Consider the following 20,831-nt stretch of genomic DNA (forward strand, 5'->3'; position numbering starts at 1 on the left):
AAAGGCTGTTTAGCAGTTTGATCTGCAGCGTTCATCTTTTTTCTCAATGTTTCCTGTCACCTTCAAGACGGAGTGGGATACTTTCGCTGAACCACCATCCCCCTGCTGGTGTTTGCAGTCTAATTTCCAAATCGCTATATTTTTGCACAGTTCCCGTTTTCGGGATTATAACGGCAGGGATGTCGAGGTCATAACTACTATCACGGTAAAGTCGGGCTGATTTATTCAGCACTCCTTTATCGAAAAAGGCATCGAGGTCAGGACTTTCAAATCCATCGACCTGGAACTTAATTTTTGTATTAGGGTTATATCTTTTTGTATCTTTGTTAAATACCGTCCGGCCCTTGAAATAGAGAACATAACTGTTTTTCTGGTCTTTGACCATTAGGTGATTCTTGGTATTAGGATGGTTATTGAACCATTTGAGCGTGTTGATCGGTTTAATTAACCCAAGGTTAGGGTCATTTGGATCAGTAAGGTCGATAGCGATAAGTGCATCAAGCTTGCCTTGATACAGTCCGTCTTTTGACGTGATGGTCATACGTTCTTCATTCCACATTTCTTCGACCGAGTTCTTTCTAGCTTGTCTAAGATCGGATTCCGTTGTTACCCACATTTCCGGCATCACGGTGAAGATGTTTGTACCGTGCCAAGCAATTTCAGCACTACCGACCGCATACTTATCGACGTCGAGGGAAGTGCCGGTGTTCTTGGAAAGAATACGTTCGATTATAACTATCGCTTGCGCACGCGTGGTCAGCCCTTTCGGAGCGATCTGCCCTTTGCGGACGCCTTTAATCAGGCCGGCTTTTGTGGCGAGATACATCCATTTATCATTTTCTTTTGTTGTTTCTCCGATCGCACGAGTTGTAACGCGAGCCATTTCTTCGCGTGTCATCACTTTTGTCCAAGCTTCTTCGCTATTGGGGAAATCGCTTGATGCGTAAAGGCCAGCTTTTTTAGCAGCATCAACGTACTGAGTGTACCATTTACTGCTTGTTGGCGTGGTTTCAAGTTCCATGGCCGAGACGACCATCTTCACGAATTCAGCGCGTGTGACGCTGGCATCTGGCTTAAATGTACCATTCGTGTATCCATCGACATAACCTCTAGTTACGCCTTTTGTAATGGCACTAGCTCCCCAGTGGGACGATTTCACGTCTGAGAATTGATTTGTAGCGGCTTGTGCGCTAGGTGCCGTAATACCCATGTTGCATACCGTTAGTGCTGCTGCCAGTGTGATTCCAGCAATTTTAATAAACTGTTTTCTCATGGGCTCTCTCCTTTTAATTAGGCGCTCATAACTAGGGAGAACGCCCTCTATTTATTATCGTCACAATGGGTGTGAACAGTTAAAGGCTACTTACGAAAGATAGTGTCGTTTTTGTATCTGAAACTTTGGTTGAACTTCCGTAAAGCTATACAAAAAAAGATCATCAGCATTTCCGCAACGATCCCTATTGTCAGTCCGCTAGTTGAAATTCGCAACATATTCATAAGTGTGTTCTGTTGACGCGTTCTTGCATCGTCCACAATAAGGGGGTTTTACCGGTTCCTTGGTCGCCACTGTTCTCAACTTGACTTCTTACAGTCCTAGCAGGTTAAGGGATTCTGAACATACTACTGATTTATATGTTCACACTCTCATTGCTCATAATGGTGAAATCTCCTTAATAAGGTAACAGCTCATATACGACTATTGCTTCTTCGATACTTGTAATATCGAACTCACTGTTAATGGCTCTAACCAATTCCTTAATCTGATCTTGGCTATAACCGAGGTTCTGAGCGCCTAAGATCGCATATCCTAGGCATGTGTTATTGCTCCACTGGCTCTCGGGAACCTGAACATGCGGAACCAATAGCATAAGGCGGCAATCGGCACACAGCACTAATCGTTCGGCTCCTTTACGAAAATCGATTACGTCATCACTCCTGTTACATTTTTACAGATCATCGAGTTGCACCCTATGCTTAAGATAATAACCCCCTCATTCGTTGGTTGTGTATGATAGAACGAAGGAAAATATATTGCAAGTAATTTTAAGCGAAGGGGCACTCGGACAAATAGGGAGTTGGTTTTGAGCACTGTTTTAAACCAGAGAGAACAAAAACGACACCTCTACGGGTGTCGCTGGTTAGGACCTATATTACTCAAAGAGAATTAGTTTGAATTGAATTTCTGATTGTTAACTATATCTAAGATGCCTTTAGTCCAATAGTCGTTAGACCAAACATACTCGGCGCGAGGAACAGCCCTAATGAAGTACTTCTCTGCCCATGTGCGGAAACCACCGCTATTCGTCTGAATAAAATACGAGAAGAGTGAAACGCCACCCTTCGGTGGAGCAACAGAACTGACTGCGGAATCAATAATGTACTCCAACCAATATTTATCTCCGCCCGCATATTTCAAGACACAACATAGGGATTCTTTACGCGACACATGATATGCCAGCTTTAGCCAGTTACTCGCGGCACTAACCTTTTTCTTTACCCCATCTTCATCAAGCTCTTTATCAACGGCAACCTCGAAGAAGGACTGAAACTCATTTTTATAATTATAGTATTCTTTACCGAGAACATGTCCAAAGAATCTATTGTAAAAATCTTTGGAAAGACCTAAGTCCCTACTAGCTAGGCGACCCATCGCTGTTGCAAAAACATGTACCTCTCCAGAAAACTTATCTCTATAATATCCCGATTCCGTCCGAGCTAGGCGTCTTAGCTCTATTTTGAACTGATTAACCATTCGTGAAAAAGGTAGTGTAGGAATCAGTTGTTCTAAATTCTCTAACACTAGCGGGCTAAGTTGACCGATTTCTTCGAACTTCTCTTTATAGGTACTGTTCACAACAGTAGGGAATAACTTATGAAATTCGTTTCCTTCAAATGCTTCCTCAAAACTGCGATTGATCTGGTCACGATACTTTTGGAACTCCTTAGGTAATCGAACCTGTTCGTTGAACATGGCCAGATACGTCTCATAATTACTGTTGTTTGAGATATGACTAGCACATCCCTCTATAGCATCTACTCGTCCTACATCTCGCTGCGACCAATTGTGTGACTGCTCTTTAATATAAAAAATATGATCCCAAATCCCCTTATCCTTTGAGAGCCAGTCAATTACTTTTTCCTTCTCGGCACTATTCTGAATAATGCTCTGTCTTAAGTCAGTCAGCTCTTCAAGGATATCTTTTAACAAAGCCTTCTCTGCTTCTATCCTGTTTCCTAGAAGTTCTTCGTCCAGAGAAATCCTCTCTTTACAAAAATCAAGTAAGTCGATAAGATCCTCATCTTTTACTACCAGAGGTGTAGAGTCTAAAGAGATCTCGCCCGTTTCCGATTCACTTGAAGAAGCACCCCATGCGGCAAGACTATCATAAAGCCTACTGATCATATTCCCGTCGAGTAAGCCAGAGATCCGAGCAATATACTTCTCGTATTCATTCTTTAGAGTTGTGTAGCTACTCAATATTTCAGGCGATAGTATCGTATTCCTAGAAGGCAAATAACTCAATAATGAGCCAAGGCAGGTATTAATCGCACAGTAGAAATTAAACGTATTCGTGTCAAAATACTTAGAACTGATGAGGAAACAGTTATAGATCGCTTCGCTCTGACTATTCAAGCGGTCAATCCTTCCATATCTCTGCTCTAATGCAGATGGGTAGGCAGAAATATGATAGTTAATGATATGGTTATACCCAGGTAGATTAATGCCCTGCTCAGCGATCTGATACGTTAAGATCAATACAGTTGGCAAGCAAGTCAACTGCGAGAAGTCAGACAACTCTTGTGGGTTACGTCCTGTGACAATATAATAAGTCGGCTTGTCGGGTAGCTCTTTATTGGACTTCACGAACCCTGCCGCTTCAAGATGCCCCCCGATAACATCGGCTTCTTTTACCACGTATCTGGTGAATATGACAAAGCGGTTGTCTTTGGACTCGGCATAAAGAGCTTTCAAATTCTCAACCAGTACTTCGTTCTTGTTAGCATACGATTGATACTCCCAAGTTAGTGTTTCATAGCGTTTTGCCTGGGTCTTCTTATACCCCTCAGTCTGGAGTGACTTAATGGTGTCTTTGAAATACCGGGTTACCGGAAACTTAACATCAAACTGGCTGCAGATTAACTGCTCCGGCTGCTTACCCGAAGTCTGCAATTGAGTAATCCAGCTGTTGTCTACTTCTTTTTTGAGGAGGGCCGATGCAATGCGAGGATATGCTCTCAAATCCGAAACACCCTGTTTTATTGGAGTTGCTGTCAGGAATACAACTTTCTTAGCTGAAACGTTCTGAACCAAGTTAGAATAACGCTGAGTTTCTAGATTGAGGAACAGATGAGCCTCATCAATTATGACTAAACCATAGTCTTGCTTTTTCTTAAACTTTGAGTGGTGATTGTTTACAGCCCTCACTCTGTGGCTGAAGTCAAGATCCTCGAATGGCAACTTATCGAACCAATCTCCAATAAACTGTCCATATGGTTTGATATTACTACTTTGTGCGAGAGCATTAGTCGTAATAATAAGCACTTTTTCATCAGGGTTTTGCTCCATGTAATCAAGTGCCATGATGCCGCTACTAATTGTCTTACCGCTACCCACCTCATCAAAGATATACACAACGTCATTATCATGATTGTTTAAACGTTCAATATTAGCAAATTGAAGTGGATATAAATCCACTACGTTCGGGTTTATCATGTTTAACCACTTTTTATCGACAGCCGTCGTCACAACAATTTCCTCCTAGTTATTAGTGAGTAACTCATCTTAATAATTTAGTTACTATCGCTAGCTCCAAATTCATGTTTCTAAAAGAATAACGAAAGTACCTTCAATTAACCCAATTTTCTACATTATTCTACAGACGACTCCGTATGTCCTGCCCTGAACAAACAAAAGCACCAAGATTCCCGTTTTAAAGGAAACTTGGTGCTTATCGAATGTATTAAGTCCACCATAGGTTACTGTCGCGGCTGAATCTCGCCGCTTTCCATAAGATCAAAGAGGTCTTTGTAAAGGGGACCCCTATCTTTTACCATCTCGGAACAATGACGCTGATCGATTAGTTTCTTGAATGACTCTGACCAGTAGTTTTACGACATTTTACCTTCACCTCGCTTAGCAGTTTGAATGATGATAACTTGCTCGAGCGGGGTTCACAAGTCGATTCGAGGGCGAGGAAATCAGGTTCTGAGGTTGGGTGAACGGGTAATTTATCATGCGGCATCAAATTTACTGCTAGTTTTTCCATTTAGTCGTTACATGGATTAACTCATAGGCTGTCCAAGCATTTTTGAAATCCTTATATCACGATTCCTTAACCGTTCTCTCACATCTTCTCTCGTACCTGTCATACCCTGATTTAAGCAATAATCTATAGGTAACTTGTGTACTATTTCATTCTCAAGATTTCCGGCTATCAGAGGGTAATTAATAAAATCACACTCAGGACAAGGACGTACAAATATTCTCGTGGTGTCTAATGCCCTAAAGCAATCTATCTCTAGTGAATACACCGAGAAATCACTAGCGAGTTGATCCAATGGAATTTGTCTACCCCAATGTGCCTTTATTCTTCCTTTAATATGGTGACTTATCCCGATATAAGCTTGGCAATAATCGTCTAGCACCATGATGTAGAATCCTTTGACCCCATTAACAGAATTAAGATCAGTAATCTTATCCAAGGTGTACGAAGCTACTAACCTCATCAATTCTGCATTAAACTTATCCCAAGACAGAGTTTTGAAGTAATTCATATTAAGATCGAAATTCATCATAGCCTTTTCGTACTTATGATTTAAGTCTTCAAAGTGAGGAGAGGTAATATCTTTACTCCTCAATTGTATATAGTTATCGGCGGTTAAACTAAAACCACCTTCTTTATTGCGTAACTTTATCCCAAAATGTGTGGTCATTTTTATTACATCCTCCTCGCCCTGTCCCTAAAGTAAACCCAGCTTAACGTCCCATTACAGGAGAATCAGTCTGCAACTTTATTTCCTAGTCTAACACTTTATTTTTCCAGCCTAATACTTTATTTTCTTGGGACACCGAACAAAGAAAAACTGCTGAGGGTATCAGCAGTTGGTCGATTACGCAATAAGTTGTTAATGGATAAGTGAGTTAGTCATTAGACCCGAGATGAACTGCATTACGACAGGACGATAAGCGCCTCGAAACTTCCTCGGATATTTATGAAAATAGTCGCTCGACATCTCGCTTTGGTCGATATACGCCTTGGCTTTAATGTAGAGATGATCATTCCTGCTTACGTTTTCCTCTAAGTAGGACAGTATCTGATCCTTCTGAGCGTCCGTAAGAGAGAGTTCTTCCTTGAACCCCATCCTGAAGACAAAGGTATCGAACCCCTTAGCATTTTGAATTAGATACGATGCGGACTGTAACGAGTCAGCGAGCTGATCATCGTTGTACATGGACTGACATCTCCTTCGGTCAATTAGGTGCTACAATAGAGTGGGGTTCGTTCAAGAAACGGTGGAGCGTTTCGAGATCCGAGAGATCTGCGATCTGCTTACCTTTCATAGTCATTTCCCACCATAAACCTCCAGTTATTGAGCAGGAACCGCAGGTGCTGGGAGATACTACACCGTAAGACACGATTCTTGGGGGATAATCCCAACCATCCGCGAAGGCTTGATCAGTTGATAAGGTCAATTTTAGACCACAGACCTCACAAACGTGAAACAAGAGCATTTCTTATACCCCTCTCGATACGATGTTGTAATTCGATCCCTTACGGACAACCTGATTAAAAGCGAGAGATAGTATCCACTTTCGGACACTATCTCCACCTGTTACCTGCATGTTAAGTTAACTGAACGAGATTTACAGCTCCATTTGGATATTCCCATACTTCTCCGGTGACTTCGTTCAAGTGACCGCATTGAGAGCAAGGAACTTCTTCTGAAAAAGCTGTACTGAGTCTCTTCGCCCATACCTCTTTCATCGCTGCTCTCATACTCAAGATCTTGGATAGTGAATGTATGGCTAATTTTGTCGCCACAACCTTCACACTCGAATTGGTCTTCATGACTGATAGGCAACTCTAAACTCATTTGATGCACCTTCCTTTATTGGGGATGTCCCAATTATATTACGAAGAATATGGCAGTGCGCATAAAGTAAAGCAAATATAAAAAGCCTTTACTTTATTCCACTGTGTTCATGAAGTTTATAAGGACTTGACCTACAAAGTGATCAACTACTGCTTTCAACTTTTCTGAATGTTGATTTGCCTTCTCACAGTACGCCACATACTCTCTTTGCATCTCAGCCATGAAACTGTCTACGGAGTCATCATGTGGCTCGCTTTCTTCTTCCTCTAATCTAGCTAATTCAGTTCGCATTAATTTTATCTGACTTTCTAGTATTTCCTTCTTCTTCTCAACGCTCATATCGCCTGGCTCACGGAAACTCTTGTCCTTAATCTGGTCAACGATTGATTTTCTCGTCAGAATTTTTTCTCTATACCCCTCTAATACTGACTCAGCATTTTCAACTCTTCCTTGGTTTTCCTCTTTGGACATCTCCTGATTGTAATAAAGAGTCCGCTCTATCAAAGGACTTACCTGAGCTTTCGAGTTGCTTTCAGTTACTGGAACCCCTGATAACCTCATGAAATGAAGCAACTCTTTATTACCAAGGTCTAAATATTCTGAGCCATCACCTTCGTATAGATCATCTGTAGCATTCAGGATACGTTTTATTAGCAAAGAAATCGTATAGTCGATACTATTATTAGTCGCTACCATTCGTCTATCTATATCTTCGACTTTCTCATTCTTAGGTCCGTATAATTTCTCAATTAGCTCTTTATGATGCTCATTGTTGTAGGCTTCATTGGACCTTTGAGCCATCTCAGAAAAGTAATTACCCCTGAATATATTATAATTCACCTCATCTAACTGTCTACACAGCCAGTGAACCACATCTCCCATACCTTGATGATCTAATTTAGTGACATTCAGAATAAATAAAGTCAGACGTTCGACCAATACTGAAGTCAAATCTCCAAGCTTAACAGACTGAAGGTGGGAGGGCATGGTGTAGATCAAATCTCGGAATACTGAGGGTAACTCATGGTCAATGCTTTCGCACATCAGTCGATTGTACTCCTGTATTTGCGATGCTTTAACCTTCTTCTCGTCATAATTTGCTCTGCTAAAAGGGTGGTTACTGCTCTTCCTCAAGATTAAAGCAAGGAGCTCTGCAAAATCAGCAGGGAAGTAGTAGTCCGCTTTCTTTGATTTATCTACTCTGAAGTCAGTCTCTTCAAAACCATATAGAGCATAAAACTTCTTCATTTTATCTGTGAATGTCGGTGGTGTATTAATTTCACTTAACTCCATCATTTCTGCCTTGTTATAATCAATCCGTCTTACTTTACTTCCCCTTGCCACCTTAAACTACCTCCAGTCATTTCAAAAGCAAGCAACTTCTTGATCTCACTCTTATTTTACAGTATATTCTAGGATAACGTAAAATTGAGAGTGTAGCTGGAGGAATGGAGAAGGACGAGAAGGGGGAGCCACGTTCACTCTACCTAAGTGGGAATAGGAACTGCTCAAGCTGCCTGGTCGAGTTATCTAATCAGTGTTCTTTCTCTGCTCCAGTTGTTTTTTTCTTCACATTCGTCCTCTTGTGTATATATCTTTTCTCAGCAATAGGGTGCTGAAGTTTATTTCATGTGAGTAGTTCGAATACATCTCATATCCCTCAGACTTACAGTAACAGCTCAATGTCAAACGGTTACCATAATGCTCTCTGGCTCGTTCAAGATACGATTAAGCGTTTGAAGCTGTTTTTCGTTAAAACTGTCGGATTGCTTACCATCCACACTTATAGCCCATCACAAGGTTCCATTAATTGTACAATTTCCGCAGGTTCTCGGAGATACTATCTTGAACTGACCCATTGCAGGAGGGTAGTCCCATCCTTGTTCATGACCTAGTTCGGATGTTAAAATGTCTTCCTTACCACAAACCTCGCAAATATAACGCAAAAGCATTTTTATTACCCCTCTCATGATTGGAATGTGCTTCGGCTAAATCAATTCTAGTAATGATACCGACTCTTTACTACCTCTTGCACCAATTGCAACAATTCTCGATCCTCTTTAAACATACAGCAGATCAACGGAATCCATCTTAATGGGAGACTCTACTTTGGCAGAACTCCACTAAATGAAAATATTTGAGAAGATCCCTTAAACGATCGAGTGTTGATATTGGTTGAAAGGTTAGATTGTGTTCAGTACTATCCCTGTACTTATATTTGTTCTCATAAACTAACTGCTCAAATCGATCCCCACTCAAGCAACTAGAAAAATTCCTGCATAAAATAGAAAAGCTCAAGTGAAAATCCACTTGGACATTAAAGAGCCAAATTAACCAGTAAGAAGACCAGACAAAATTACAGGCATTTATGATCAATTTGATCGGGTGATTGGGTGGTTTGAAACATAGTGCTCTGCCCGCTCCGACACCATTAAGTTCATTGTGCGTCTCTACGTTTTCTAAGCTCACGTTTAATCGTGCTTTCACTGATTCGAGTAAGGCTGGAGACTTGCTTTATCGTATTAGTTTCAAGCAAGTTGATAGCGTGATCGAGACTTAGCTTTGAGAATTTAGGTGGGCGCCCCTCACGAAAACCTTCCTTGGTCTTAGCTATTGCCTTACCCGTTTGTGTTCTCTCAAGAATCATTGCCCTTTTGAATTGAGCAAACGCTAAGAGTGAGGTTATAATCAAATCACCCATAGGTGTGTCCTAGATTAACCCCATATTCAAAATATGAATTCGAACCCCTTTTCCTTTAGCCTCTCAACATATATAAGTCCTTCTTTAGTTGTCCTGCAGAAGCGATCCAATTTGGTCACTACAATAGTATCGTTTGGCTGTAGTTCATTAATCATTTTGTTAAACTTCGGGCGATCATCTTTCACCCCGCTGTACTGCTCGATCACTAGCTCAGCGTTATCGTAACGACTAAGAATTTCTTGACTTTGCTGCTCCAGACTATTACCGTCCACCTGAGCCTTCGTTGATACCCTGCAGTAGCCGATGATTTTAGACATTTTAAGGATTCCCCCCAGTATTACGGCATAATTATGACCCTAAGTTATGACACCGGACGAACCCGCATTCTACCGTCAAATTATCGAGCAGAAATTGGGAGTCCAAAACTTAAGAGTTATGATACCTTGGGTAAACGGTTTATTGAACCCCTCTAAAAAATATTCTTCTAATATGCTCCTCTGTGCGGCGGTCTGCAAGCTGCCGGGAATCGACCGCCACAATGCGTTCCTTCCATATAATAAAGTAGTATGAATATGATAAAGAGAAGCTAGACATGTGTTCTTTTGCGATAAAAGCTACATGGAGGTCAGGTGATCGTTACACCTTACTTCTGTATAATAGTAGAAAGGACTTGCGACCCCTAAGACCGGACAAGGGGAAACCCCTCATGAGTGAACAAGCAGAGGGAAATTACCAACCGAACTTTTTAGGGCTTGTGTTCGATCAAACAACATTACGGACGAAGGATCTAAAAGAAAATCGATTTATGGAGATCGTGGAGCGAAAATTAAGACTAAACCGGATTGAGCAAGGGGAACAGCAGTAACCAAATAGCATAACTCAGAAAAATATTATCTCACTACGGAGCGATTATTAATGAAAACCGACCCTCAATGGACACTGCAGATTGAACAGTTAGCTGAAACCTTTATGAACCAGACACCAGTCGAGATTCGAACTTTGGATCGATACGATTTTCCGAAAAAGGGTGGTGTTTACGCCTTCACTACTATCGACCAAGATGAATGTGTTTATGTCGGGAAGTCCGGTGATCTACGGGATCGCGTTTTTGATGTCCACCTAAACGGGAAAGGTAAATCGAGCTTCCGGCAGGCATTGCTCGGGCTTAAGAAAACGCGTAAGCAAAGCCCGGTTACTACTTTTGATGAACTCGATGACTATATAGCGGACAACCACCTTCTTCGATTTTACTTAATTGAAGATATTACATTGCGCGGCTGTCTTGAGGATTATCTCAACGCTTTGTTAAAGCCGATGTACTCTGTGTCGCTGAGCATGAAGTAACTGAATGATGGAGCAAAGACAATAAGCATGGCAGCCCCGTCTGAGGTCTGCCATGCTTACTCATACTTTTGATTTACTTTTCTTAGGCATTCTTACATTCAACAGTGAGCAATCAAAACGTAAACCGGCATCAACTTCTTCAACAACAATTTTCTTTCCCTTGTTATTGTTGATAACAAATTCTAGTAATTTGGCGGAAATTTTCTTTTTCACATTTTCCCAGAAGACGTAATCCCTGATGTCGGACTTTTCACATTTATCGTAATCATTAATGATTATCTTAACGTCAATTATTGTTCCGTAATACTCAGAGCCTGTGATGTAAGTCCCGTGTGAACCTGGGTACTTCTTGTCATACTTCCATTGATTTTCCTTCGGGATTCCCTGCGTTAAATACGAGACTTTTGTGTTTCCAATAACACAATTTCACCCCATACTTTGGTATAATCTCTATGTAAATGAAGAGGGGGATAATCAGTGAGACACAACAATATACTATTGTTAATCTTGTTATTTATAGCTTTTACGTTATTATCGAATCCATTATTACAATTAACTAGTTCTGAAAACTTACATACAGGTTTAAATATATTTGTAACAGCTATAATTATTATTGTAGGCGCTATACTATTAATCCTATCAATAGCCCAGATTAATGAACTCTGGAAAAAGTATCATAAGGATACTAAAATATTTAGAGGTAAAGCTACATCTGATTCTAGATTAATAAGCAATATTTCTACTTACGATCCTTCCTCAAGTACAAACTTTGCTCGCGCTACACTCATTTTGAAAGATGGAAAACGGTTTAAATATGCAGCGGGAAGTAAGATTAATAACTTAGAGCCGGAACAAGAAGACCAATTAAAAAATGAGTATAATGGAATCATTTGTTCTTCGACAAAACTGGTCGACAAACATCTCAGAGTTAAGAGGCTTAATCCCGACCTCTCATGGGGGCGTTATTGGAAGCTAGGCTTTGCGGAAGCAAGAAAATGCTGTTGTGAGAGAAAAATTTGTGCACGTATCTTGAGTGATTTTACTGATGCTCAGTTAAAGGACAGTACTTTGGAGCTTTACACAGAAATGGAGCCTTGCATTTATTGTTTTCAGGCTCTTACGGAAATGCAGGAAAAAGGAGTGCGTTTTAAATTACTTTTCGGACAAATGGGGTACGAAATAGACTACCTTACTAACAATTCTGATCAGGAGTTAATAAAACTACTGCGAAATGTACAAAGAAAATGAGAATACACACCATATCAAGAGGGGCTACATAGTAGTGAAGCCCTTCAAATTAAATATTGGAGTCATGAACTATTGGTCTAGACATGATTTCAATGATTGTCACCATACAGTAAAACATAACCTATAATATAAAACACCAACCCAAAATTCGGGTGGGTATCTTATTGCTGTTATTTCGCTTATGTGTTATCGATAATTGCCTGTTGTTCTTCCAGTCGCATTATTTCATTTACAGCTACTTGGAATGAATTTTTCACTTGTTCCAGATACTTATAAAGCTCATTGACCAGTTCTTCTGCTGCTACTGTCAAATCGTACTGTTTTTCTGCAGCACTATCGACGGCATCTTGAGAAGCATCATTCATGTCTTCGTTATGAACCATCTATTCAGATAGTATATCTGATGCATACTCAACCGAATCAAAATCTGCAAGTTCATAAATTGGGTATCATAATCACAAAGAGCACGGATTACGTTAATTGAATCTATGTCGATCAGATCTGCTAGGTCTTCCAACCCTGCAACCTCACGGAACTCATTATCCAACTCACCTTCGATCTCATCAAGTACCTCAAGCAAACCTTCTAAGTCGCTGCTCCCTAAAAAAGGATCGTGTATGTTATAAACCTCCTGATCTTCAAAAGGATGACCTACAAACGTGAACAATCCGTCACGTATAACAGAAGCTGCCCCTTCCAATCTTGACAACAGAAAGGAAAGGAGAATCTTCTTATCATCCAACATGCTACCGAAGTAAGGAATGCCTTCATCTATCAAGATTGGTAGAAGATTTTCACTTATTACTTTAACTAAATCCTGCCCACGTACAAGAAAACCCGTTTCCCTACTTTGATCACTTTCATCGGAAAAGTTAGCCGACCCAATATAAGCAATATTCTCCGTCATTATTACTTTGGAATGGTTACTAAAATTGAATGATGTAGCTAAATTTTCATTATTCGAAGGATCAAGCCGTTGCGTGTAACGCTCGATACTTTGTGAAGCACGTTCTCGTGGAGCATTCCCAAAATACTGATCATGACGAGCAGGGATATTCGTGATGATACGTACCTCAGCATGTTCAGTTGCTTCTCCAAGTGAATGAATTAATTCGTTTCGACGTGCTGAAATGTTGTACGTTGTTACGAATATAGTCTCTGCATTAGGAAAGTCGTCCATTACCTCTTGAAAGTTATATTCCCCTTTTGAAGTAACAATATCGATTTGCCCTGGGATTAATGGGATTATCGTAGTTTTACTCATTCGATTCCAACTCCTTACAATTTTATACTCAAAGAGTAACCCTTTTAGTAAGTGGTGACCTCTGAATGCGGGGTAAAACTTGAAATATCGAGTTGTCCAAAGACCTCCTTTATTTCGTAAATTACCCCTTCGATAGGCAATCTGCTAGAATTGAAGTACTCCTCTACTTCGATGAACATTTGTTCAATTAGTTCAAGTACTGGCTCTGGGATTTGCCAAGGCATGGTCTGAGCAAAATAAGGTTCGGAAACATCAGGAACAACTGGAACTGCCCAAGGGTGATCATTGTAAAGACGTGTTTCAGATAGTTTAGGCATGACAAACCCTCCCAAGAAAAGTTAGTATGTATTCTAACTCAAAGGTTCGGTTTGGGGAAGTTTGTCTGGTGTTTCAGATAAAGACTACAAAGTAGCCTTGTCCCGTACCCGATCCAAAAGAGCTTACCGTATTTAACAATCCTCTTTACCACAAATAAAGGTGATCCCTCTTGGAGATCACCTCTTATTCTTTAATATTCAGGCTTTACGGCTAAGGCAATTCCCTCATCCATAATTAAAGTAAAATTATTCCAAAATAACGGGATACCTAAACCACGTTGTCATGTTTAAAACAATATTGGGAGCAAGTAAATCCACAGGTCATTTCTTTAGATTTCTTGCTCCCGGAACAAATTCATCCCGACACCATTTAATAAAATTACCTGTGTGAAGAAGGTATGTCTTAGCAGTATTTTCGGCAATCAAGCCACTGCTCAATTTATTGTACACTTCCTTTTCATACTCTTCAAATAATAGTTCCAGGCGCTTCATAACATCCATTGGTGCTTTCATAACTTCGCCTCCATAGAATCACTTTTCTCAATTCTCCGTAATACATATGAAGCTAACGTAAATAAATCGATGGCATCCTCTTCTGACATGTTCCATTCGACCTTTGCCGCATGAGCCGTGGGATTTCTAAATGTTCCAAACAACCCCTTGGTAAGGCTGACGAAACCTTTCTGCTCACTGATCTCTGACTCCGTCTGATATGCATTGATTATTAGCCGCGGACTATCTCCGGCAAAAGCTTCATCTACAAGCTTTGCTCCATCACTTATTAAACCTGTTTTCATCCTAATCATAGATGCGATACTCTTGGTTGCTTCAAGAACTGCGTGGAAGTAATTATTCTGAAGAAGCTCCTTTTTACAAAAATTAAGTAAGTGAGGGTGTAGCTTTCGAGACGAAATCCTTTCAGTCAACTTAGACGCTCTCATTTCTGCCTCAGACAATGTTTTTGCCGACTGTACTGCATGGAATTTACCATCTTCATTAAACTCTAAACCATGAAACAGAAGGATGGCGTTAATTTTTTCAAGCAAATCATGATAAAAATCCAACTTACCTGCAAACCTACTCGGTGCCAAAGACTTGCTAATGAACGATAATACGCAATTGCCCGACTGAGTTTGGTTTTGACGATTAGCAAGGGCATTATATAGTCGTTTCCACTTTGTCATCATCGGATCTACATCTCCGAACTTTAGTACATTAAGAAAATGTCCAATTTCTGAGCCTGTTAGTCCGTCATTTGTATCCGCAATTATTCGACAGAGCGTTTCTAACTCACCCTCATTAAATGGTAGTCTATTTTGATTTGCCATACTTCTCACCCAACTGACTTTTTCTAACTTCAAGCTCGCGCTTTCGCTCCTCTAGGACTTCTTCGACAGTCATATCCTTTTTTACAAGCGAAAAGCCTTTTTGTTGCTTACGTCTTCTAGTTACATTGATATCAAACAACTTAAACTCCTGTTTTTGTTCAGGGTACATTACATAGGCAACATGATCTGCAGTCGCCGCTAACCCCATCATATTAAGCTTATTTTGAGTAAACAAGTGATCTGGAATTTCCTCTGGTAAATATCTTTTCAAGTTATCACTCATTAGTATCACACCTCCAACTTGATATATATATCGCCCAAACCTTCTCGCGGGCTAAACCACTCTGCTTTTTTCACGATTTCCTTGATACCAGATTTCATCTCATATTTATTCCTCTTCTTGCCTTATCCGATCTAGGCTTCCGTTTCATCAACAGCTAACTGCAAAAGATAAAATGTTAACCCAAAGCTATATCTCCATATTTATTAAACCGTTTATTTAGCTCATCAATTAGGAAATCATACGCCTCTTGGGTTATTCGAATATGCGAACGTCTAAAATGCATACTCTGCAATGTCCCTTGACTAACATTTTTCCTTTTTCGTAATGACGGGAAGGTTGCCTTACCCACACTGTTATAGAGGTCAACTAATCGGACACCATTTTTGATCGGTGCATTTATAACCTTACCACCTGTAAACTCTACATAGTAAGGAAAGCGATGTTTCCAAGGACTATCTTTTATCTCACCATCGTCTGCTACATTTTTGCGATTAAATCCGTCTGTCATCGCATAACCCACAATCATCGGGGTGGGTCTGCCTTGTTCATCATAACTGACAATTGTTAAGAACATAGTGTTATCCTTCTGGATTCCACCTGGTTGCCGAGGAAAATATGTAGTATTTAGATCTCGTTTCCTGAATCCCTTCATGTGTTTATAATCATAGTCGCTAGGTATCCGATCTTCTCCAGTCCCTTCAAACTTTAGCCAGATTCCCGTAACATCCTCTGATGAATCCGAGTTTTCAAGAATGGACTCAAACAAATCGGGTTGAATAATTTTCTTTAGCGTGACGCCTTTTTTGAAAATGTTCGAGTACGTAATATCTATTTTGCGTTGGTTAGCGGCCATCTGAGGGACATGTTTTTTCTCTTCATCAACCCACGCTTGAGTTACAATCCCTTCATCACCTACTGCCTGAATCTGCTCAAGTAGGTCATAGAAATATTCATTTGCCTTTTCAGCTATCTCAGGCTCGTCATCCATCAAGACGCAGATTTCATGATTGGACATGAATCCACCTTTTGTAAAGTTGGCTGAACCAATGATCGTAGAGTTGGTATCGAATAAATAGAGCTTTGAGTGTAGATCAACCAGAGCATATATATTCGCCTTAGCTTCTAATAGTCGCTCAAGTCCGTAAATACTACTGACACGCTCAACAAAGTCTTCCCGGTAAAACCTTGTGATGACATTACATTTCACAGTAGAATTTTTGATCAACCAGTCAGATAGGAATGTTGCGGTCTGTGTTCCAATAAAAGGGGAGATGATATTCAACTCATCTTCAGTGTCATTTAGCAAGTCTTTGAAGCGATTCATTAAATCATTGGAAATCAAGCTTACCGGCATTAATTATCCCTCCTATAATTGCAAATTTTCATGCTCAACTGGAAACTTAGCAATGGTAATATAATTGTTCCATATGTATAACCGCCACTTTTCATCACTTGAAAAAATTGAGTGTTTTCGCGGTAGATATTAAATTACGTAGCTCCTTGAAATCAACAAAGTTAATTTTGTTTCCTTCCAACTTCACTACTAAGATTGCCTTATCTAGTAATTCCACTTGCTTTGTGGTTAGATCGAACCAACTATGTCCTTTTACATGGAGCTTCGATAATCAGGACTGCATAAGACCAACTTCTTCCCATTGCTCACCCCATGAAACATGATTTTCTTCCGTGTTAAACTAAATAGAGAACAATTGAATTTATTCGCAACCATATCGATTACAATCTCATAACCCCCATTACTAGGACTTACCTTTATCCTAGCACAAAGGTGCGTACCCTGTACTCAGCAATTGATCGGTTAAACATCGTCAACAATTGTCAGCGGCTAAACGGTGGTTACTCGATCTATACAATAGTGAGAGAGCCGAACTACTTCTAACAATCGATATAAGATAATGGGAGTAACTGTCCAATGTGAATCTTGTAGCAATACTGATCGGTATGATAGCGGTGAAATATATGAAAGGCTCATCGAGAGTGGGCTGTGAACTGTTCGAGGTGTGGCGAACCAGTTCTTGTAATGAAGGTTGACAAAGTTGGGCTACCCCAAGGCAGCTTCACCAAGAATCGTAGTGTTGAAGAACGAGCAATGATTAGCGATATCCGTGAATACTGGATTCAGGAGTATTTCAAGGATAACTTCCACAAGTATGAGGGTATATCTGCTGTGGAGAGTCTGTTTGGTACTGGTCCAGACTTCAAAGGGAAGATGAATGGCAAAGAAGTTATGATCGAAGTCGAAAGTGATTGCAGTTGTTATCTATCACATCGCCACCATCTTGATTCCAGATTCAACAATGTTGAGCTTTTAGTTGTTCTTAGTCCAACTGAGCCGAAAAATATGGAAGGATTACCTCTAAACATCCTTTTTCATTGATATTCCCGATTTTGTAGATCGCCGGGTACTACAAGAAACTTTGCTATCTTGAATGTGGAGCTAAAGAAATATATAGCGCACGAATAAAACTGGTTCCTCCATTAATAGTAACATTTGTAAGTCCATCTTGATCCAACTTTTGAAAGTCCATTTATATCTCCTTTGTAATTCCAATTTAGAGTGCATCTCTCCTTATACTACAATTCTCGAAAACAACACTCTTTCCTTCCTACGCTAAACTGCCCGTTAGCGTAATGAAGCTGCCGATCAACGCCGGCAGCTTAGTCTTGGCCGTTTATTCAACTCGTCTCCCGTTAGCTTTATGATCATTGGATACTCCCACAACAGAAAAGGCGGGATTATGCAGGATCACCAATCTGTATTTATCGGACAGTCTATTAATCAAGAACGCTAAAATCCATTTTTGAAAACAATGTTTCGAGTGGTATTCCTTCTTTTTCTGAAAATTCTACTAGGTTGGGGACTAAAGGCCAACCCGCACCTTTGCTGGTCACATAGTAATAATCTCGATTGTCTTCGTTATCGTGGTAAACAAAACCAGCTTCCTCTAAGACAGTATATTCGTCAAATAACGCTTGACTGCTCATTCGAAGGTAAGACTCTACTTCTTTGACGAGGGCGACCCTATCTTCATTAAACGCCTTCCCTGATGGTCTAGAACGTTCTAGGATGCCAGTAAGAATTTCCCTTGAATTCTGCGTTAATTTGCTTAACTCAAGAAGGTATTGAATGATACTTGCTTTAGTTTCCTGCAACTCATCGCTCTTTAAGTCCCACTGTAAAACAGTATTCATCCGAGCTGCGGTTTGAGGTTCCGTGTAGCTGTACTCTTTTCTTCTCGCCAGGTAGCCTTCGGCGGTCTCATAGTCTTTCTTGTTTAAGGTTTCGCTTAACATTCGCTTTAATTCTTCGATGTTATCGCGCTCATATGCATACCGCTGATATTCAAGGTTAAATTGTGTTTCATCCAGCGTATTAAGGTTTGTAAAGAGCGAAGCGGTATGATCGGGCCCGAATACACAGAGATAATTGATTTTCAAGCAGCTTAATTCGTTGATCAAGTGGCTGATTTTCATCGTGTAATTATTGGTTCCGTCCTGTAGTGGACTACAGATTAGAATATAGTATTTATCCAGTGCATGGTAAAACGATTCCGCGAGCTGCCGCTTTACTTTGGATTGAAATTCTTGTTCTGAAACGTCATGATGGCTTTTAACCTGGAATCCTATTTTGCAAAAGCCCTCTATTGTTAAAAGAAGGTCAACGCCGTGATCATTCAAGGCTTGAGTGATTTCGAGATGGATGTTTCCTCCCAAGTATTGTTTGTTAGCATCCAGATAGTCTCTTAATTCTTCAACCATATCATCGTGTTTTCGACCGTTAAATATTGTGGTTTGCCTGCTGTCTATTCCTCGGTTAAGTAGGATTGTGAGGCTTGTGATGACCTGCTGTTTCTCCATGTTTCCCCCCCCTTGTGAACATCGTATCTCAATTTAGTATATACAATTTCCTTATCATTCTTAAACATGATTTTTTTCGTTTAGCAAACTATAAAATAAACTTCACTTATTCAAGTATCCTGCCCGTTAGCTTAATGGATTACGGGCGAAAATCGATTAGATTCATGCCTAATCGTTAATCGGACTATGTTCTTGTCCTTTAAGGTAATCGGTACAAGTTCTTGTCTTGGGCTAGGGACAAGAACTTGTACCGTTAATACAAAAAAAGCCGCTATTAGCGACTTTCAAAGGGACCATGTTCTTGTCCCACGACATTAACATCTGATCATCTTTGCGTGCCTCCGTCAATGATATCATATCGGGAATGTAACAATGTTCTTGTCATCTGTCGGGATTGTTATCAAGTTCTTGTCATTGTGTTTTGACAAGAACTTGATAACATAAATCAGGACCACCCGTAAAACGGGTGGTTTGCTCTAGGGGTATAACCCCTTGTTGCCGACTGCGCCTAAAGACGCTAGCCTGACAATAAAATTGTTCAGGCTCAGTGTAATTTGTCGCTTTCACTTACCAGTTAAACTGGTTTACTTCTTTTTGTTACGGTTTTCGCTGAATGGATCTTCGTACTCTTTCGCACTCAGTTTATCAACTGCTTGGTCATGTGCTTCTTGCTCACGAATATATTTAGCGACGGTTGCTTCATTTAGACCCACTGTGCTCACGTAATATCCCTCTGCCCAAAATTTCCGATTTCCGTATTTATACTTCAATTGGGCATGCTTCTCAAATATCATCAGGGAGCTTTTTCCTTTTAGGTATCCCATAAATGATGATACTGAGATTTTCGGGGGAATCGCTACTAACATATGTACATGATCGGGCATCATGTGACCTTCTATTATCTCCACGCCCTTATATTTACATAGACGTTTGAAGATTTCGATCAAGTCTTTCCGCACTTGATTATAGATCTCTTTCCGTCTATACTTCGGGGTGAACACAATGTGGTATTTGCACATCCACTTTGTATGAGCTAGACTATAGCTCTTGTTTGCCATTTAAGACCATTCCTTTCATTGAGCCTGAACATCTCAATTTTATCGGAATGGTCTTATTGGTTAAACCTTGGATCCCTCCACCCGCATAGCGGGTGGTTTTATGTTTCGCACGCTATCGCGTACTCAACTGACTAAAGTCGTAATATAAAAGCCGCTTAATCAGCGGCCTCTAATGTTACTATGTTTTTGTCTCCGGACAATCACCGAATTTAAGTTATTTGGGGAAAAACTGTATCTTTCGCCCATTTTGGACTTATTTAACGGGGAGATTATCACCTATACCATTGGCTCACGACCAACCTATTCTCTGGTATCTG

General features: G+C 40.3%; 23 protein-coding genes. 4 read left to right on the forward strand and 19 right to left on the reverse strand.

The genetic code is table 11. The annotated features are described in order from the left end of the window. Positions 1-43 precede the first annotated feature (43 nt). The 9 genes from ACFQV5_RS15510 to ACFQV5_RS15550 form a co-directional block, all read right to left on the reverse strand. Entirely contained in the window at positions 44-1,273 is a 1,230-nt protein-coding gene (locus tag ACFQV5_RS15510; protein WP_379248241.1) for an S-layer homology domain-containing protein, read from the reverse strand. 397 nt (positions 1,274-1,670) lie between these two features. After that, complete coding sequence (locus ACFQV5_RS15515) at positions 1,671-1,868, reverse strand: RuvA C-terminal domain-containing protein (RefSeq protein ID WP_379248242.1); 198 nt, start codon at positions 1,866-1,868, stop codon at positions 1,671-1,673. 296 nt (positions 1,869-2,164) lie between these two features. Beyond that, positions 2,165-4,747, reverse strand: coding sequence for a DEAD/DEAH box helicase (locus tag ACFQV5_RS15520; protein ID WP_379248243.1), 2,583 nt, complete (start codon positions 4,745-4,747; stop codon positions 2,165-2,167). A 536-nt stretch (positions 4,748-5,283) separates the two neighbouring features. Beyond that, positions 5,284-5,934, reverse strand: coding sequence for a hypothetical protein (locus ACFQV5_RS15525; RefSeq protein ID WP_379248244.1), 651 nt, complete (start codon positions 5,932-5,934; stop codon positions 5,284-5,286). A 192-nt stretch (positions 5,935-6,126) separates the two neighbouring features. Next, positions 6,127-6,453, reverse strand: coding sequence for a hypothetical protein (locus ACFQV5_RS15530; RefSeq protein WP_379248245.1), 327 nt, complete (start codon positions 6,451-6,453; stop codon positions 6,127-6,129). Positions 6,454-6,845: 392 nt separating this feature from the next. Further along, the gene (locus ACFQV5_RS15535; protein WP_379248246.1) at positions 6,846-7,070 is read right to left on the reverse strand and encodes a hypothetical protein; all 225 of its coding nucleotides are present in this window, start codon (positions 7,068-7,070) and stop codon (positions 6,846-6,848) included. 118 nt (positions 7,071-7,188) lie between these two features. Further along, on the reverse strand, positions 7,189-8,439 hold the full coding sequence (locus tag ACFQV5_RS15540) for a hypothetical protein (protein WP_379248247.1): 1,251 nt from the start codon (positions 8,437-8,439) through the stop codon (positions 7,189-7,191). 1,093 nt (positions 8,440-9,532) lie between these two features. After that, positions 9,533-9,796: a hypothetical protein gene (locus ACFQV5_RS15545; protein WP_379248248.1), complete on the reverse strand. Its 264-nt coding sequence runs from the start codon at positions 9,794-9,796 to the stop codon at positions 9,533-9,535. A 26-nt stretch (positions 9,797-9,822) separates the two neighbouring features. Beyond that, complete coding sequence (locus ACFQV5_RS15550; protein ID WP_379248249.1) at positions 9,823-10,113, reverse strand: recombinase family protein; 291 nt, start codon at positions 10,111-10,113, stop codon at positions 9,823-9,825. 389 nt (positions 10,114-10,502) lie between these two features. On the opposite strand from ACFQV5_RS15550, the gene ACFQV5_RS15555 reads away from it, so the two are divergent. Together ACFQV5_RS15555 and ACFQV5_RS15560 are read left to right on the forward strand one after the other, a co-directional pair. Beyond that, complete coding sequence (locus tag ACFQV5_RS15555; RefSeq protein WP_379248250.1) at positions 10,503-10,661, forward strand: hypothetical protein; 159 nt, start codon at positions 10,503-10,505, stop codon at positions 10,659-10,661. A 50-nt stretch (positions 10,662-10,711) separates the two neighbouring features. Then, on the forward strand, positions 10,712-11,140 hold the full coding sequence (locus ACFQV5_RS15560; RefSeq protein WP_379248251.1) for a GIY-YIG nuclease family protein: 429 nt from the start codon (positions 10,712-10,714) through the stop codon (positions 11,138-11,140). A gap of 60 nt (positions 11,141-11,200) precedes the next feature. Here the strand turns inward: ACFQV5_RS15560 and ACFQV5_RS15565 are convergent, their stop codons facing one another. Continuing rightward, positions 11,201-11,353 carry a hypothetical protein gene (locus ACFQV5_RS15565; RefSeq protein ID WP_379248252.1) on the reverse strand — a complete coding sequence of 51 codons (153 nt, stop codon included), beginning with the start codon at positions 11,351-11,353 and terminating at the stop codon, positions 11,201-11,203. Positions 11,354-11,617: 264 nt separating this feature from the next. On the opposite strand from ACFQV5_RS15565, the gene ACFQV5_RS15570 reads away from it, so the two are divergent. Further along, a complete protein-coding gene (locus ACFQV5_RS15570) occupies positions 11,618-12,388 on the forward strand; it encodes a deaminase domain-containing protein (RefSeq protein WP_379248253.1) in 771 nt (256 codons plus the stop codon). Between the two features lie 179 nt (positions 12,389-12,567). Here ACFQV5_RS15570 and ACFQV5_RS15575 read toward each other — a convergent pair whose 3' ends face one another. The 7 genes from ACFQV5_RS15575 to ACFQV5_RS15605 form a co-directional block, all read right to left on the reverse strand. Beyond that, positions 12,568-12,753 carry a hypothetical protein gene (locus ACFQV5_RS15575; RefSeq protein WP_379248254.1) on the reverse strand — a complete coding sequence of 62 codons (186 nt, stop codon included), beginning with the start codon at positions 12,751-12,753 and terminating at the stop codon, positions 12,568-12,570. Further along, the gene (locus tag ACFQV5_RS15580) at positions 12,750-13,652 is read right to left on the reverse strand and encodes a phospholipase D-like domain-containing protein (protein ID WP_379248255.1); all 903 of its coding nucleotides are present in this window, start codon (positions 13,650-13,652) and stop codon (positions 12,750-12,752) included. Before ACFQV5_RS15580 ends, ACFQV5_RS15575 begins: the two co-directional genes overlap by 4 nt. 44 nt (positions 13,653-13,696) lie before the next feature. Next, complete coding sequence (locus tag ACFQV5_RS15585) at positions 13,697-13,969, reverse strand: hypothetical protein (RefSeq protein ID WP_379248256.1); 273 nt, start codon at positions 13,967-13,969, stop codon at positions 13,697-13,699. A 321-nt stretch (positions 13,970-14,290) separates the two neighbouring features. Next, complete coding sequence (locus ACFQV5_RS15590) at positions 14,291-14,482, reverse strand: hypothetical protein (RefSeq protein WP_379248257.1); 192 nt, start codon at positions 14,480-14,482, stop codon at positions 14,291-14,293. Beyond that, positions 14,479-15,297 (reverse strand): TIGR02391 family protein, encoded by an 819-nt coding sequence (locus tag ACFQV5_RS15595; protein WP_379248258.1) that lies wholly within the window; start codon positions 15,295-15,297, stop codon positions 14,479-14,481. Before ACFQV5_RS15595 ends, ACFQV5_RS15590 begins: the two co-directional genes overlap by 4 nt. Then, entirely contained in the window at positions 15,281-15,580 is a 300-nt protein-coding gene (locus ACFQV5_RS15600) for a hypothetical protein (RefSeq protein WP_379248259.1), read from the reverse strand. Before ACFQV5_RS15600 ends, ACFQV5_RS15595 begins: the two co-directional genes overlap by 17 nt. A 175-nt stretch (positions 15,581-15,755) precedes the next feature. Then, entirely contained in the window at positions 15,756-16,934 is a 1,179-nt protein-coding gene (locus tag ACFQV5_RS15605) for a phospholipase D family protein (RefSeq protein WP_379248260.1), read from the reverse strand. 684 nt (positions 16,935-17,618) lie between these two features. Between ACFQV5_RS15605 and ACFQV5_RS15610 the strand changes: the two genes are divergently transcribed. Further along, positions 17,619-17,975: a hypothetical protein gene (locus ACFQV5_RS15610; RefSeq protein WP_379248261.1), complete on the forward strand. Its 357-nt coding sequence runs from the start codon at positions 17,619-17,621 to the stop codon at positions 17,973-17,975. Positions 17,976-18,373: 398 nt separating this feature from the next. On the opposite strand, the gene ACFQV5_RS15615 is transcribed toward ACFQV5_RS15610, so the two are convergent. Both ACFQV5_RS15615 and tnpA read right to left on the reverse strand, forming a co-directional pair. Further along, positions 18,374-19,456, reverse strand: a complete 1,083-nt coding sequence (locus ACFQV5_RS15615) for a hypothetical protein (protein WP_379248262.1) — start codon at positions 19,454-19,456, stop codon at positions 18,374-18,376. A 584-nt stretch (positions 19,457-20,040) separates the two neighbouring features. Continuing rightward, positions 20,041-20,514 (reverse strand): IS200/IS605 family transposase, encoded by a 474-nt coding sequence (gene tnpA / locus ACFQV5_RS15620; protein WP_379248263.1) that lies wholly within the window; start codon positions 20,512-20,514, stop codon positions 20,041-20,043. Between the last annotated feature and the right edge of the window lie 317 nt (positions 20,515-20,831).

Origin of the sequence: Paenibacillus sp. GCM10028914, from assembly GCF_042666275.1 — a bacterium.
In the GTDB taxonomy this organism is placed as follows: domain Bacteria; phylum Bacillota; class Bacilli; order Paenibacillales; family Paenibacillaceae; genus Paenibacillus_AQ.

Excerpts from the sequence above, each read along its gene's own strand:
- ACFQV5_RS15510 (WP_379248241.1), bottom strand. The coding sequence starts at position 1,273 with ATGAGAAAACAGTTTATTAAAATTGCTGGAATCACACTGGCAGCAGCA.
- ACFQV5_RS15515 (WP_379248242.1), bottom strand. The coding sequence starts at position 1,868 with ATGCTATTGGTTCCGCATGTTCAGGTTCCCGAGAGCCAGTGGAGCAAT.
- ACFQV5_RS15525 (WP_379248244.1), bottom strand. The coding sequence starts at position 5,934 with ATGACCACACATTTTGGGATAAAGTTACGCAATAAAGAAGGTGGTTTT.
- ACFQV5_RS15530 (WP_379248245.1), bottom strand. The coding sequence starts at position 6,453 with ATGTACAACGATGATCAGCTCGCTGACTCGTTACAGTCCGCATCGTAT.
- ACFQV5_RS15535 (WP_379248246.1), bottom strand. The coding sequence starts at position 7,070 with ATGAAGACCAATTCGAGTGTGAAGGTTGTGGCGACAAAATTAGCCATA.
- ACFQV5_RS15545 (WP_379248248.1), bottom strand. The coding sequence starts at position 9,796 with ATGGGTGATTTGATTATAACCTCACTCTTAGCGTTTGCTCAATTCAAA.
- ACFQV5_RS15550 (WP_379248249.1), bottom strand. The coding sequence starts at position 10,113 with ATGTCTAAAATCATCGGCTACTGCAGGGTATCAACGAAGGCTCAGGTG.
- ACFQV5_RS15555 (WP_379248250.1), top strand. The coding sequence starts at position 10,503 with ATGAGTGAACAAGCAGAGGGAAATTACCAACCGAACTTTTTAGGGCTT.
- ACFQV5_RS15560 (WP_379248251.1), top strand. The coding sequence starts at position 10,712 with ATGAAAACCGACCCTCAATGGACACTGCAGATTGAACAGTTAGCTGAA.
- ACFQV5_RS15575 (WP_379248254.1), bottom strand. The coding sequence starts at position 12,753 with ATGAATGATGCTTCTCAAGATGCCGTCGATAGTGCTGCAGAAAAACAG.
- ACFQV5_RS15580 (WP_379248255.1), bottom strand. The coding sequence starts at position 13,652 with ATGAGTAAAACTACGATAATCCCATTAATCCCAGGGCAAATCGATATT.
- ACFQV5_RS15585 (WP_379248256.1), bottom strand. The coding sequence starts at position 13,969 with ATGCCTAAACTATCTGAAACACGTCTTTACAATGATCACCCTTGGGCA.
- ACFQV5_RS15590 (WP_379248257.1), bottom strand. The coding sequence starts at position 14,482 with ATGAAAGCACCAATGGATGTTATGAAGCGCCTGGAACTATTATTTGAA.
- ACFQV5_RS15595 (WP_379248258.1), bottom strand. The coding sequence starts at position 15,297 with ATGGCAAATCAAAATAGACTACCATTTAATGAGGGTGAGTTAGAAACG.
- ACFQV5_RS15600 (WP_379248259.1), bottom strand. The coding sequence starts at position 15,580 with ATGAGTGATAACTTGAAAAGATATTTACCAGAGGAAATTCCAGATCAC.
- ACFQV5_RS15605 (WP_379248260.1), bottom strand. The coding sequence starts at position 16,934 with ATGCCGGTAAGCTTGATTTCCAATGATTTAATGAATCGCTTCAAAGAC.
- ACFQV5_RS15610 (WP_379248261.1), top strand. The coding sequence starts at position 17,619 with ATGAAGGTTGACAAAGTTGGGCTACCCCAAGGCAGCTTCACCAAGAAT.
- ACFQV5_RS15615 (WP_379248262.1), bottom strand. The coding sequence starts at position 19,456 with ATGGAGAAACAGCAGGTCATCACAAGCCTCACAATCCTACTTAACCGA.
- tnpA (WP_379248263.1), bottom strand. The coding sequence starts at position 20,514 with ATGGCAAACAAGAGCTATAGTCTAGCTCATACAAAGTGGATGTGCAAA.